Raw genomic sequence first — 13,073 nt, 5'->3', positions numbered from 1 at the left:
CGCTATGGCGATAATCCGATTCATAAGGCGTGTTTCTGATGGCCAGCCCAGGGCGCCAGCATAAAGCTGAATGCCAGGCCCAGGCTGACCGATAAGCCGAAATTACTCACTGCGGGCGTGCTGGACACCGCCAGCAGGCCGAACGACAACCACGTTGTCAGCGCCGCAAGCAGTGTACCCAGCAGGCTCACGGCAGCACCGCCGATCTGCTCGCGCATCAGGATCGCGTAGTCGACGCTGATCGCCGTCACCAGCAGCAAGCCGAACAGGCTGAACAATGTCAGCGGCTGGCCCAGCCAACCGAGGCTGGCCAGGCTGCACAGTGCGGCGAGTAATGGCAGTGCAACGATGCGCAGGGCGCCGCCGAAACCAAACGGCAGGATCAGCAGCAACACGATCAGCACGCACGACATCAATTTCAGTTCCGCGGCGCTGATCTGGGTGGCGGCGAAGACGCGGTTCAGATCACCGAGGCGATCCACCAACTGCACGCCCGGCAAGTCCACGGCCTGCACCCGCAACAGCGCTGGGTTGTTCAGACCTTGCAGGCTGACCATCGCTGCAACACCGCCGTCCACCGGGCCGAGCCACAGTGTGCGCCAGGGTTCGGCCATCGGGCCTGCCAGTGCCGCGTCAATGTCTTCGGTGGGCAGCGCTTGCAACTGCGCAACTTCAGCTTGCAGGGCGCTGGCCGGCACGCCGAGGTCCAGCAGCGGCTGCCAATGCTGTGGCAGTGTGTTCAGTGCTTCGCGCAGTTGTTGCTGCTCGGCGGGCAGGTTGACCAGTTGATTGAGCGCCAGGTAACCCTGGAGCTTGTCCATATTCACCAATTGATCCAGGCGCTGGCCCAACGCGGCTAGGCGCTCCAGCAATTGCTGTTGATTCTCGGCGCGCACCAGGAAGAACTGGCTGGTGGGTTGGAAACCTGTGATGCGCGCCACGGCCTGGGCTTCTTGCAGCAGCTGCGGCGGCGCGCCGATCCACTGGCGGATATCGTTTTTGCTATTGAGCTGCCACAGGCCACCGGCGCAAAACAGCAACACCAGCGCCAGTAGCACCGGGCTCGGCACGCGCGTGAGCAACGCGGCGCGAATCTGCCACAGGCATTCGGCGATACGCAGCGGCCATTGCGCCGGACGCAGTTCGACGCCCTTGAGCAATGCCGGCAACAGGCACACGGCCGACAGATACGCACCGACCAGGCCCGCCGCGGAGAACACCGCGATCTGGGTCAGCGCCGGGAACGGCGTCCAGGCCAGCGCCAGGTAACCGATGCAACTGGTAGCCAGGCTCAGGCTCAACCCTGGCAGGGTCAGGCGCAACGCCGGCCAACTGCGCCAGGGCTTGAGGCTCCAGCTTTTTGACAGGTAGTGCAGCGGGTAATCCACCGCGACGCCAATCAAGCTGGAGCCAAGCACCAATGTCATCACATGCATATGGCCAAACAGCGCCACACACGCCACGGCGCCAAACAGCATGCCCACCAGTACCGGCACGAAAGCCAGTAATACCCGCCATCGGCGGAACGCCAGCAACAGCAACAGCAGGATGCCCACGGTCGCGCCGCCACCGACCCAGGTGATTTCCCGTGTGGCCTGCTGCTGACCATTGGCGGCGTATAACAAACCACTGGCCGCCAGCAGTTGCGCGCCTTGTTGGCCGGCCTGTTCACGGCTGGCCTGGAGCAAATCCGCTACTTGCAGCGGCAGTTTCATATCAAAGGCATTGCCGGTGGTGCGCGCGCGCAGCAACACCCAACTTTTGCCGTCGGCATCGGCGATCAACGCGCCGCTGCCGATATCCAACTGCACCGAGCCACGTTGCGGCTGGCTGTTCTGGATGCGTCCGGTCAGGCCCAGCCAGTCATCCTGGCTCGGCACCAGGCTGAAGCCGGTGAACGGGTCGAACAGCGCCTGCACGCGCTGCTGGATAAAGGCTTCGGGGTGTTCGATCAGTTGCTCGCGGTCCTTGGTCGAGAGCATCGCCAAACGGCCGCGCAGCAATTGCTCGCGCAGTGCCGGCAAGTCGGCTTGCAGGTTCCACTGCACCTTTTCAAACAGACCACTGGCCTGCCAGCGCTCGCCCAACTGTTGCGCCACAGCCACCGCTTGCTGGCGGTCGGCATGCCCCACCAGTACCAGCATCTCGCGGTTCAGCGGTTCCTGCATGCGCTGTTCGGCTTGCAGTTCCAAGGCGTTCGGCGTGCTGCCCGGCACCAGTTCCATCAGGTTGGCCGACAGCGGCGCACCGTGGCGCCACTGCCAGCCGGCCAGGGCCAGCACCGCCACCAGCAGGATAAGGAACAGGCGCGGTAACAGGCGCTCACTGGGCAAAGTCGTGTTGCTCCGCGTCGCTCAACGGTTGTTCGGCGGTGCTGTCCTGCATGCGCAGTACGGTACTGTCACCTTGGGTTTCCAGCAGTTCGATTTTTTGCACCAGCGCGCCGCCGTCGATATTGATCTGGGTGAACACTTGTTTCAGCAGCAGCGACCGAGGGATCAGCGTCAGCTTCCATTGCGTAGCCTCGCCTTGCAGTTGCAGCTCGAAATCCCGCTGCAAGCCGCTGCTGTCGCCCTGGAGTACGGCGAGGAACAACCGATTCTGCTCGGCACCGGCGCTCTTGTTTGGCAGTGTCTGCCAGCCATTGGCTTCACGCCGGGCGATGCCTTGGGCGCTGATGCGGTAGTCCTGTTGCAACGGGGTTTTGAGCAGCCATAGCAGGCCGTGGTCTTTGGCGAGGACGAAAGTACCCTTGCTGACCAAGGGCTGTGGCAGGGCGCGCAGGTGTTTTTCCTGGGTGAAGCTGCCGTGGATCACGGAAGGTTTTGCCAACTGATCGCTGAGTTGTTGCAGGTCGAAGGCGTGGGCGCTGACGCTCAGCAGCAGGCCCACAAACAGGATGATCGCTCTCATGCCAGGGCCCTCTCGACCGCATCTGTGAACACTTTGGGTGAGGCCAACTGCATCTCGCGGCTGGCCATCTCCACCGCCACTTGCACGGTAGTGGCGCGGGTCAAACGCTCGCCGCTGGCCAGGTCCGTAATCAGGTAATTGACCTTCAAGCGGTTCTCCCATTCCACCAGGCTGGCGCGCACGTTGATCGTCTGGCCGAACACCGCGCCGCGCACGTAGCGCAGTTGCATGTCGATGACCGGCCAGGCATAGCCGGCTTCGAGCATCGCCGTGTAGTTGTGGCCGATCTTGTCCAGCAGCGCGCAGCGCGCCACTTCCAGATACTTCACGTAGTGCCCGTGCCACACCACGTTCATGGTGTCGACGTCGAAAAATGGCACGAGGATTTCGGTGTCGCAGTGCAGTACGCCGGGGCTACGCATGCAGCCTCCAGTGTTGCTCGGCGATGCGTTGCAGGCACAGGCGCAGTTCGCCTTCCAGGGCGCGGTCTTCGATCACCGGCGGGAAGTCCTTGGCCATTTCCTCATGCATGGCGGCCAACGCCGGTGGCAGCGCCCGCGCATCCTCGGCCTGGGCGCGCAGCCACACACCTTGGTTGGCGGCGAGCAAGGTGGCGGCGGCAACCTGTTCGGTCAGCTCCAACACGCGAATTGCATCGCGGGCGGCGATGGTGCCCATGCTGACTTTGTCCTGGTTGTGGCACTCGGTGGAGCGCGAGAACACGCTGGCCGGCATGGTGTTTTTCAGCGCTTCGGCGGTCCAGGCGCTGGTGCCGATCTGCACGGCCTTGAAGCCATGGTTGATCATCGCGCGGTCGGCTGGCGCGCCAGACAGGTTGCTCGGCAGGCCGTGGTTGTAACGCACGTCAACCAGCAACGCGAGTTGGCGATCGAGTAGGTCAGCTACGTTGGCCACCAGGGTCTTGAGGCTGTCCATGGCAAAGGCGATATGACCGCCGTAGAAGTGCCCACCGTGCAGCACGCGTTCTTCTTCGGCGTCGATGATCGGGTTGTCGTTAGCGCTGTTCAGCTCGATCTCGATAAACGAACGCAGCCAGTTCAGGCTGTCCGCCAGCACGCCGAGGACGTGGGGCGCGCAGCGCAGCGAGTAGCGATCCTGCAGGCGGTGCAGCGGCGCGGTCGGCGCGTCGATCGCCAGGTCCTTGCGCAGCCAGGCGGCGACTTGCATCTGCCCAGGGTGCGGCTTGGCGGCGAACAGGCGCTCGTCGAAGTGTTCCGGGTTGCCTTGCAGCGCGACCACGTTGAGCGCGGTGATGCGTGTGGCGAGTTGCAGCAGGTAGTCGGCGCGGGCGAAGGCGAGGCAGGCGAGGCCGGTCATCACGGCGGTGCCGTTCATCAGGGCCAGGGCTTCTTTCGGACGTAAAACCAGCGGGTCCCAACCCAACTCGCGGTGCACGTCGGCGGCCTGGCGACGTTCGCCACGGAACATCACCTCGCGCTCGCCGGACAGGGTCGCGGCCACGTAGGACAGCGGCGTCAGATCACCGCTGGCACCCACCGAACCTTCTTCCGGGATCAACGGCAGCACGTCGTGTTCGAGGAACGCGTGCAGGCGCTCCAGCAACTCCACGCGCACGCCTGAAACGCCGTGGCACAACGACTGCAACCGCGCGGCCAGCACGGCACGGGTGGCTTGTGCATCGAGCAATTTACCCAGGCCGCAACCGTGGAAGGTGTACAGGTGACGGGGCAGGGCCTCGACGTGTTGCAACGGCACTGCGACCACGCACGAGTCGCCGTAGCCGGTAGTCACGCCGTAGATCACGCCTTCTTTGTCCAGCAGCGAGTCGAGGAACTGCGCGCCTTTGGCGATGCGCTGGCGATACGCGGCGTCGCTCTGCAACTGGGTGGGCGCCTGGCGGTTGGCCAGGGCCAGCACGTCTTCGATGCGCAGGGGGCGTTCGCCAAAGGTTACCGGCTCAAGATGCGTCGTCATCGGTCTTCCAGAAAGGGTAAAAGTTGAACCATTGTTGGGGCGCTTCCAGGCAGAACTGGCCCAGGCGTGCGGCGTAGCGTGAGGTCCACTGAGCGATGACCTGCTCGCGGGTGCTGCGCTTCCATTCGATCAAGGGTGTGAACGGTTCGATAGTCAGGCGATAACGCCCAGTGTGCTTGAGGCACATCAGCAGGTTGACCGGGCATTTGAGCAGGCCGGCCAGCAGCCACGGGCCTTGGGGGAATGCGGCGTCATGGCCGAGGAAATCCACGCGCACCGTGCGCCCGCCGTGCAGCGGCACGCGGTCGCCCGCAATCGCCAGCCACTCTCCCTCGTCCAGGCGCTGGCTCAGCAGCAACATCGTCGCCGGGTCCAGCTCGCTGACCTGGATCAGGCGCAGATGACTCGCCCCGGCTTCGCCCAACAGGCGGTTGAATTGTTCGGCGTGCTTGGTGTGCACCAGCACGTTCATGGTGACCTTTTCGCCGATTTCCGCCAGCGCGCGGCACACTTCGAGGTTGCCCAAATGTGCGCCGACCAGCATCTGGCCGCGCTCGCCGCGCAGTTGCCCGCGTAGTTTCGCCGGGTCGTTGATTTCGATTTGTTCCAGGCGCAGCTTGCCGTTCCACACGTCGAGTTTGTCGAGCAGGGAATCGGCAAAGGCCATGAACTGGCCGAATACTTTGCGGTGGCTGGGGCGTAACTCATCGCGCCCGCTCCATTCGGCCAGGCGCTGCTGGTATTGCCAGGCGCTCTGGCGCGCGCTTCGGCCGAACAGGAAAAAGTACAGCACGATGCCGTACAGCACCGGGCTCAGCAGGCGTCGGCCGAGGACTTTGGCCGCGAAGGCGGTGAATTTCATCAGCCAGTAGCTGCCGCGTTCTTCGCGGTCGGCCCAGTGTTGCGTGTTGTCGCTCATGCCTTCCACCGTCGCCACAGGATCATCGGCGCGCGCACCAACATGCCGAAAAACAGCCGCGTATGCATGGCGCTGATACGCACGTTGTCGTGGAACAGGCGAAAGTGCGACAGGCCGTCGGTGGGGTAATGCACTTTCGTCGGCAGCCAGCGCATCGGCTGATTACGCCATGCCAGGCGCACCAGGATGTCCGAGTCGAAGTCCATGCGCGTGCCAATGTAGGCCGAGTCCATCAGCGCCAGCACCGGTGTCAGCGGGTAGACGCGAAAGCCGCACATCGAGTCGCGGATCTGCAGCGACAGCGTGTTGATCCACACCCACACGTGGGTCAGGTAGCGCGCGTACAAGCGGCCTTTGGGCACGCTTTCATCGTATTCGGGGTAGCCGCAGATAATAGCGTCGGGGTGCCTGCGCGAGGTATCGACAAACGTTTCGACTTCGCGCAAATCATGCTGACCGTCGGCGTCCACTTGCAGGGCGTGGGAATAGCCAAGGCGTGCAGCTTCGCGGAAACCCGCCATGACCGCGCCGCCCTTGCCTTGGTTGTGTGGCAGGGTCAGCAGAGTCACGTTATTGAGGGTCGCCAATTGCGCCAACACCGCCGCGCACGCCGGGCTGCTGCCGTCGTCGACCAACAGGCAGGGCAGGCCGCTGTTCAACAGGCTTTGGACCACGGCGGGCACGGCGGCTTCGTGGTTGTAGACCGGGATCAGGGCGCAGGGGTTATGCATCGACAGTCTCCAGCAGAATCCGCCCACTGGAGCAGGCCGCGACGCCGTTGCGGTAGGCGAAATACAGCTTGCCGCGCTCTTGGTCGAAGCGCAGGTGCAATTCGATACGATCGCCGGGGCGTATCAGTTGCTGGAACTTGAGCACTTCCATCCCGGCAAAGGTCGCGGGCAGGTCGAGCAGGTGCTGGCCCAGGTTGAACGCCCATTCCACTTGCACCACGCCCGGCAGCACGGGGGTGACCGGGAAGTGCCCGCTGAAGTAGGCCAGGTCCGGCGGCACACTCAGTTGCACGGTCCATTCGCCATCGGCTTCGATCTGCCCCAACACCTCCGGCGCCTTTGGCCGTGGCGCCAGCAGCAGCGCGGCCACATCGGCCTGGGGCAGTTTGCCCTGGGCGTTCAACGGCAACTGTCGCAGCAGGCGCCAGCGACGGGGCAGGGCCAGGGCTTCGCAATGCTGGCTCAGATGCTGGCGCAGGGTTTGAGTGAGGCTGCGGCGGCCCTGGTTGCGCAGGGCGTGTAGGCCTTCGGCGCTCAATACCACTAGGGCACCGAGTGACGCGCGGTTTTCTTGCACCACGCCCAGGCGCGTTTCCGCGACCCATGGGTGGGCCATCAGCGCTTGTTCCAGCATCGGCAGGGAGATGCGTTTTTCTTCCAGCTTGACGATGCGGTCCAGGCGACCCAGCAGCTCGAAGCGACCATCGGCATGGATATGTGCAGCGTCAGCGGTCTGTTCAATATGCCCTGCTGGCAGGTAAGGCGAGGCGATGCGCAGAGCGCCGTCGGCGTCCTGGCTCAGTTGCACATCGGCAAACGGCTGCCAGGGTTGCGCGCCCTGGCGCCAGGCGATGCCGCCGGTTTCCGAGCTGCCGAGAATTTCCGTCGGCCATTGGTGCAAACGCTCGTAAAGACTGGCGGCGGCTTCGACGGGCAAGGCGCCGCCGGAAGAGAACACTCGCGACACCTGGCTCAGCGCGGGCCAGTCGAGGTTGTCGCCCATGCGTTTGAGCAGTGCCGGGCTGGCCACCCAGGCAAATTGAGGGTGTTCGCGGCTGGCGCGTTGCAAGTCTTCGGGAAAGGCCAGTTGCTTGCGCACAAAGGTACGACCGGCGCACAACGGCCACAGCACCCGGAACAGCAACCCGTAGATGTGCTGGGTGGCGACGCTGCCGATGATGCAGGCGTCTTTAAGGTCCGCACCCCACAAGGCTTCCAGCGCTTGAACCTCGTTGGCTAATTGGCGCAGGGTTTTGTCGATACGCTTGGGCTCGCCGCTGGAGCCGGAGGTGCACAGGCTCAGTTGGCACGTGTCCAGGTCGAGCGCGGCAGCAGGCAACGGCGCCTGGTACAGCGCGTCGAGATCGGCGGGTTCGACCAGCCAGGCGTCGACGGCATCGGCCCAGCGTTGGCGGGTCTGGGGCTGCAGATCGGCGGGAAGCAGTACGCTGACCCCTGCGCGCCAGGCGCCCAGCAGGGCGATCGCCAGCACGCCGGCATCTTCCAGATGCACCGCCAGACGCCGAATACCGCGCGCTTGCAGGCCCGCGGCCAGGCCGAGTGATTGTTCCCACAGTTGGGCGTGATTCATTGCAGGTTCGGTGGTCACCAAACGCTGTTGCAGCGGCTCAAGCAGCAAGTGCTCAAGTTTCAACCCATTCATATGCGGCCTCGAACCCTTTGTCGTACAAGCCATTCCACGGCAAACAACAGCCCCATCAATCCGTAGGCGATCAGGCCGTTGTACAACGTCCACCAGCTCAGTGGCGCCCATAAGGTTAGGGCGGCAGCGAGCAGGCCATTACACAGAAAAAACACGCTCCACACCACGGTGACCTGGCGGGTATACACAATCGCGTTGGGCGGTAACTCCGGGTCGGTCATGCGTGCCAGGCGCTCCACCATCGGCGGGCCGTATTTCAGGCTCAGGCCAAACAGCGCGAGCATGAAGGCACTGACCAGGCTCGGGTACCAGCGCAGCAAGTGCGGGCTGTCGAACCAAGCCAGTAACAGGCAAAACACGATCATCGCCAACGCCATCCAGCGACTGCCGGGACGTGGTGCGCCGATGAACGCGCGCAACAGCCAGAGGCTGCCCAGCAGCAGCCCGAATTGCCACGGCGCAAAATGCTCAGTGCCGTAATACACCGCAAAGGGGTACAGCAGCCCCGCCAACAACAGGCCAAGGCCGATCAGCCGGCTCATGCGGCGGGTTGGACCAGACGGTACACCGCCTCTACCACGTCGTTCACTGTGCGCACGGCCTTGAACTCTTCGGCGGCAATCTTCTTGCCGGTCTGGCGCTTGATATGGTCGATCAGGTCTACGGCATCGATGCTGTCGATTTCCAGGTCCTGATACAGGTTGGCGTCAAGGGTGACGCGCTCTGGGGGTAGTTCAAACAGTTCCACCAAGGCATCGCGCAGGGTGTTGAAAATATCGTCACGAGTTTGCATGGTCCGGTCTCAAGCTGCCTGTCTGGCCGTAACGAACGCCGCAAGGCTCGCCACGTTGGTGAAGTGATTACGGGTGTCCTTGGCGTCGGCATCGATTTTGATGCCGTATTTTTTTTGAATCGCCAGACCCAATTCCAGGGCGTCTACCGAATCCAGGCCCAGGCCTTCGCCGAACAGGGTTTGGTCGCTACCGATGTCGTCGGCGCTGATGTCTTCCAGACCCAGGGCCTCGATGATCAGCGTCTTTATGTCGTGCTCAAGGCGGTGTTGGTCGCTCATCTTCGGCGAGCTCCTTAATGAAATAGTGGTGCAGGTGATCGTTGAGCTTGCGTGAAGCCTGAGGCGCGGGCCCCAGTGCTGCGAACGCCTGTGGTTCTATATCGGCACCCACCCGCAAACTGAAGTGAAAGCGGCGTTTCGGGATGCGATACCAGGGTTCGGCTTTGGTCAAGGTGGTTGGGCTGACCTTGATCACCACGGGGGTGATGATTGTCGCACCCCGCAGCGCAATGGCGGCGGCGCCGCGATGAAAGGCGGGCGCCGCGCCGGGTGTGGTACGAGTGCCTTCAGGAAAGATGATCAGCGTCTGGCCTTCGCGCAGGGCGTCGGCGGCGGCATCGAGCATCTCCGCGCTGCCGTCATTGCTGATATAGCCCGCATCGCGTATCGGCCCCCGGGTGAACGGGTTCTGCCACAGGCTTTGCTTGACCACGCAGTTGGTCTGGCGCATCAGGCCGATCAGAAACACCACATCGATCAGCGACGGGTGGTTGGCAACGATCATCTGGCCGGGGCGGCCGAGTTTCTCGGCGCCTTCGACGCTGTAGGTCAGCACGCCAGCGCGATGCATCATGCGGATAAAGAACCAGAACAGCTTGCTGATGGTGTGACGGGCACGGCGCTGGTGCTTGTCGGCACTGCCCGGCAGGCAACTGAGCACCGGAAACACCAGCAAACGCAGGCACAGCCCGCCGACACCAAACAGGAAGAAGCTGGCGGCGGTGGCAAACAGGCGCCAGTAGTAGGCGTCCCGTGGCTTGTCAGTCAGAGCTTGCGTTGCCAGTTCCATACACGGTTCTTCCAGGCATGTTGGCAGGCGCCCTGTTCGGTGAGCAGGGTGCGCAGCAGGTTCAGGGCGTGGGGCCACTGGGTTTGATTGGCTTGGACAGTGCCGGGTGTGAGTTCCAGTTGCCACTCGTCGCCTGGTGTGAGCAACAGGCCGAGGGCGTAGGGGAAGGGCACGTCAACGATCCAGCTGGCGTAGGCCTCGGGCGGCTGTTCTTCGGTGATCACCAGCAATACCGCCGGGGCGCCTTCATTGAGCAGCGCGGCGGCTTCGAGCATGCCGTGCTCCAAGCCATCGCCGGCGGCGGCGAGGGCGGTCATTTCACTGGTTTCATTACGCAGAATCGACCAGAGGCCAATCACTGCGTTATGCACAGACAGGCTGAACTGGGTCGGGGACAGCGGCTGCTCGTTGGCCAGGTCGCTGAGGATGTCTAGAGTGCGTGGGGTTTCGCCGTGCCGGGAAATAAACACCAGCGGAAGGTCTTGCAGGCCTTCTGCAAGGGGCCAGCCCACGCTGAAGGCCATGCGCGCCAGCCGGCTCAGGCGGCGGCGCTGCATGGCGGGCAAGAAGGATACGTCGGGCGAGGCATCGCTGGCGGGCAGCAGCACCGGCGCCTGGCACCATGCGCGCCATTCGTCCGCACTTTCCAGCCCTGGGGCCCAGGCACGCCATTGGGCAATGTTGAAGTTGATCACTGAGAAGTTATCCCGCCCCTGCGGGCTTCCATGTGCGGCTTTTGGCCCCGAATACCGGGACAGGGAGCAATAGCCGAATGGCGCGCATTATCCCGGTGCCGCGGGGTTCTAGCAAACTTTGGTAAAGATTTGTTCACGGCTGAATACAATTTGTTGGTAAGGATTTACAGATTGTCCTTTATCGATGGCTAAGTTGGATTGTCGGACCGTTCCTATTCGTTTGTGCGTGAGGTGCGACGACCTGTCTAGAGTGCGGCAATGGATGGATGAACGAGGTAGCTAACAGGCGCTTTTGCCCTCTACACTCGGACATTCATTGATACACGGAGGTTTTTCCATGCGGCGTGTGGTGTTCAATCAGAAAGGCGGCGTTGGCAAGTCCAGCATCGCCTGCAACCTGGCGGCGGTCAGTGCCAGCGAAGGCTATCGAACCCTGTTGGTGGACCTCGATGCACAAGCCAACTCAACCCAGTACCTCACCGGGCTGACCGGCGACGACATTCCCATGGGGATCGCGGACTTTTTCAAGCAAACGCTGTCTTCCGGGCCATTTTCGAAGAAGAACAAGGTCGATATCTACGAAACGCCCTTCGATAACCTGCACGTCATTACCGCGACGGCCGAACTCGCGGACTTGCAGCCCAAGCTTGAAGCCAAGCACAAGATCAACAAGCTGCGAAAGCTGCTGGATGAGCTGAGCGAAGATTACGACCGGATTTACCTGGATACACCGCCAGCCCTGAACTTTTATGCGGTTTCGGCGCTGATTGCTGCTGATCGTGTGCTGATCCCCTTCGATTGCGACAGCTTCTCGCGGCAGGCCCTGTATGGCCTGCTGGCCGAAATCGAAGAATTGAAGGAAGACCACAACGAAGGCCTCGAAGTCGAAGGTATCGTGGTCAACCAGTTCCAGGCCCGAGCGAGTCTGCCGCAGCAGATGCTGGAGGAGTTGATCAACGAAGGGTTGCCGGTGCTTCCGGTATACCTGGCCAGTTCGGTGCGCATGCGCGAGTCCCATCAGGAGAACAAGCCGCTGATCCACCTCGATCCACGGCACAAGCTGACCCAACAGTTCGTGGAATTGCATAACTTGCTGGAAAACGCCTGACCTCGAAGGCAACAAAGAATCCCTGTGGGAGGGGGCTTGCTCCCGATTGCGGTGTATCAGTCACGAATACTTTGACTGACTCACCGCCATCGGGAGCAAGCCCCCTCCCACATTTGAATTGCATTTCAGTCGGGGATTGGATTTTTCCCACAGAGGCTGTAGGAAGGGTCTGGCTAGAGGGGGTGTGGCTTGTATCGTTGCCTACAGGTACGCCAGAATCCGCCGGCTTGTGCGTCTGGATGGGCATCTCTAAGGTTCTGCGGTCACTGAATGTTCAGTGATCGGGTTTAGTAGCCCGAGGTGAGACGTACGGCAATTCGTCGATCAGGAGCTTCCTGAATTTGATGGTGGCTGTACGGAGGGCGCTTTCGAGCGCGCCGGTTGCGTCTCCCCGGTCTACTAACCTGCGTACAGCTGCCACCCTCCGTTTAGTAGCGGCCGGTTGCGGCTCCACTACTCGGAGACGATCCATGGTTAACCTCTATACCGTTACACCCAACCTCCCCACCGAAGCGCTCGTGCTCAACAGCTACGAAACCTTCTCCTCCGTCCGCACCCTGTTACTCAACCTGTCCAACGACCTCACCGGCGAACACCGCGACGTGGCCCTGGCTATCCACCAATTGAGCGAACTTGGCGTAATGCTGGTCGGCCAGATAATGGACCGCGAAGCCCCCGTGGCCTGAAGATAACACTCGGTCAAATGTGGGAGGGGCGGTGCGACGATTCGACTTGCCCCCTCCCACACTGTCCAGCCTTGTTCTCAAGGCCCGGTTACACCCCCTGGCTACGCAACCAACTCATCAACTGCGGCAACGGAAACGCCCCGCTCTGGCGCGCCACTTCGCGGCCGTTCTTGAACAGAATCAGACTGGGGATCGACCGGATCCCCAGTTGCGCCGACAGCTGCTGGTTGGCCTCGCTGTCCAGCTTGGCCAACCGGCACTTGCCTTCCAACTGCCCGGCCGCCTGCTCGAACACCGGCGCAAACGACTTGCACGGCCCACACCAATCGGCCCACACGTCCACCAGCAACGGCAAATCGCCCTTGATCTGACTGGCGTAGTCGCCTTGCTTCAGCTCGAAAGGCTTGCTCAGTAGAACCGGTTGCTTGCAACGCCCGCACTTGGGCGTATCACCCAGGCGTTCGCCGGGGATGCGGTTGAGGCCGTTGCAATGGGGGCATGGGATAACGAGAGGGTCGGACATAGGGGGGCCTCAAGGTG

Annotated in this window: 15 protein-coding genes; 2 read left to right on the top strand and 13 right to left on the bottom strand. The window is 62.4% G+C overall.

Annotated elements, in window-relative coordinates:
• Positions 1 to 20: 20 nt before the first annotated feature.
• The 12 genes from CKW32_RS23250 to CKW32_RS23195 are packed head-to-tail and all read right to left on the bottom strand — an operon-like array spanning position 21 to position 10,739.
• On the bottom strand, positions 21 to 2,333 hold the full coding sequence (locus tag CKW32_RS23250; protein ID WP_095186115.1) for an MMPL family transporter: 2,313 nt from the start codon (positions 2,331 to 2,333) through the stop codon (positions 21 to 23).
• Complete coding sequence (locus tag CKW32_RS23245) at positions 2,323 to 2,913, bottom strand: outer membrane lipoprotein carrier protein LolA (RefSeq protein WP_095186114.1); 591 nt, start codon at positions 2,911 to 2,913, stop codon at positions 2,323 to 2,325. Before CKW32_RS23245 ends, CKW32_RS23250 begins: the two co-directional genes overlap by 11 nt.
• A complete protein-coding gene (locus tag CKW32_RS23240; protein WP_032890316.1) occupies positions 2,910 to 3,335 on the bottom strand; it encodes a thioesterase family protein in 426 nt (141 codons plus the stop codon). The genes CKW32_RS23245 and CKW32_RS23240 overlap by 4 nt, the downstream gene beginning before the upstream one ends.
• Complete coding sequence (hutH, locus tag CKW32_RS23235) at positions 3,328 to 4,869, bottom strand: histidine ammonia-lyase (RefSeq protein WP_095186113.1); 1,542 nt, start codon at positions 4,867 to 4,869, stop codon at positions 3,328 to 3,330. Before hutH ends, CKW32_RS23240 begins: the two co-directional genes overlap by 8 nt.
• Positions 4,853 to 5,788 carry a glycosyl transferase gene (locus tag CKW32_RS23230; protein WP_032890320.1) on the bottom strand — a complete coding sequence of 312 codons (936 nt, stop codon included), beginning with the start codon at positions 5,786 to 5,788 and terminating at the stop codon, positions 4,853 to 4,855. The genes hutH and CKW32_RS23230 overlap by 17 nt, the downstream gene beginning before the upstream one ends.
• Positions 5,785 to 6,519 carry a glycosyltransferase family 2 protein gene (locus tag CKW32_RS23225; RefSeq protein WP_095186112.1) on the bottom strand — a complete coding sequence of 245 codons (735 nt, stop codon included), beginning with the start codon at positions 6,517 to 6,519 and terminating at the stop codon, positions 5,785 to 5,787. Before CKW32_RS23225 ends, CKW32_RS23230 begins: the two co-directional genes overlap by 4 nt.
• Entirely contained in the window at positions 6,512 to 8,182 is a 1,671-nt protein-coding gene (locus CKW32_RS23220; protein WP_095186111.1) for an acyl-CoA synthetase family protein, read from the bottom strand. Before CKW32_RS23220 ends, CKW32_RS23225 begins: the two co-directional genes overlap by 8 nt.
• Positions 8,179 to 8,724 carry a membrane protein gene (locus tag CKW32_RS23215; RefSeq protein ID WP_032890326.1) on the bottom strand — a complete coding sequence of 182 codons (546 nt, stop codon included), beginning with the start codon at positions 8,722 to 8,724 and terminating at the stop codon, positions 8,179 to 8,181. Before CKW32_RS23215 ends, CKW32_RS23220 begins: the two co-directional genes overlap by 4 nt.
• Positions 8,721 to 8,975 (bottom strand): acyl carrier protein, encoded by a 255-nt coding sequence (locus CKW32_RS23210; protein WP_003187949.1) that lies wholly within the window; start codon positions 8,973 to 8,975, stop codon positions 8,721 to 8,723. The genes CKW32_RS23215 and CKW32_RS23210 overlap by 4 nt, the downstream gene beginning before the upstream one ends.
• 9 nt (positions 8,976 to 8,984) lie before the next feature.
• Positions 8,985 to 9,254 carry a phosphopantetheine-binding protein gene (locus tag CKW32_RS23205; RefSeq protein ID WP_010563239.1) on the bottom strand — a complete coding sequence of 90 codons (270 nt, stop codon included), beginning with the start codon at positions 9,252 to 9,254 and terminating at the stop codon, positions 8,985 to 8,987.
• Entirely contained in the window at positions 9,232 to 10,044 is an 813-nt protein-coding gene (locus CKW32_RS23200; protein ID WP_032890329.1) for a 1-acyl-sn-glycerol-3-phosphate acyltransferase, read from the bottom strand. Before CKW32_RS23200 ends, CKW32_RS23205 begins: the two co-directional genes overlap by 23 nt.
• Complete coding sequence (locus CKW32_RS23195) at positions 10,020 to 10,739, bottom strand: beta-ketoacyl synthase chain length factor (protein ID WP_032890331.1); 720 nt, start codon at positions 10,737 to 10,739, stop codon at positions 10,020 to 10,022. Before CKW32_RS23195 ends, CKW32_RS23200 begins: the two co-directional genes overlap by 25 nt.
• 337 nt (positions 10,740 to 11,076) lie before the next feature.
• Here CKW32_RS23195 and CKW32_RS23190 point away from each other — a divergent pair, with 337 nt between their 5' ends.
• Both CKW32_RS23190 and CKW32_RS23180 read left to right on the top strand, forming a co-directional pair.
• Positions 11,077 to 11,847 carry a ParA family protein gene (locus CKW32_RS23190; RefSeq protein ID WP_032890333.1) on the top strand — a complete coding sequence of 257 codons (771 nt, stop codon included), beginning with the start codon at positions 11,077 to 11,079 and terminating at the stop codon, positions 11,845 to 11,847.
• Positions 11,848 to 12,317: 470 nt separating this feature from the next.
• On the top strand, positions 12,318 to 12,533 hold the full coding sequence (locus CKW32_RS23180; RefSeq protein ID WP_095186109.1) for a DUF6124 family protein: 216 nt from the start codon (positions 12,318 to 12,320) through the stop codon (positions 12,531 to 12,533).
• An 88-nt stretch (positions 12,534 to 12,621) separates the two neighbouring features.
• Here CKW32_RS23180 and trxC read toward each other — a convergent pair whose 3' ends face one another.
• Positions 12,622 to 13,056 carry a thioredoxin TrxC gene (trxC, locus tag CKW32_RS23175; RefSeq protein WP_065925687.1) on the bottom strand — a complete coding sequence of 145 codons (435 nt, stop codon included), beginning with the start codon at positions 13,054 to 13,056 and terminating at the stop codon, positions 12,622 to 12,624.
• Positions 13,057 to 13,073: the final 17 nt, after the last annotated feature.

Source organism: Pseudomonas sp. Irchel 3H9 (genome assembly GCF_900187495.1).
GTDB lineage: Bacteria > Pseudomonadota > Gammaproteobacteria > Pseudomonadales > Pseudomonadaceae > Aquipseudomonas > Aquipseudomonas sivasensis.
The sequence above is the reverse complement of the archived record's forward strand: the minus strand, read 5'-3'. Positions and strand labels throughout refer to the sequence as shown.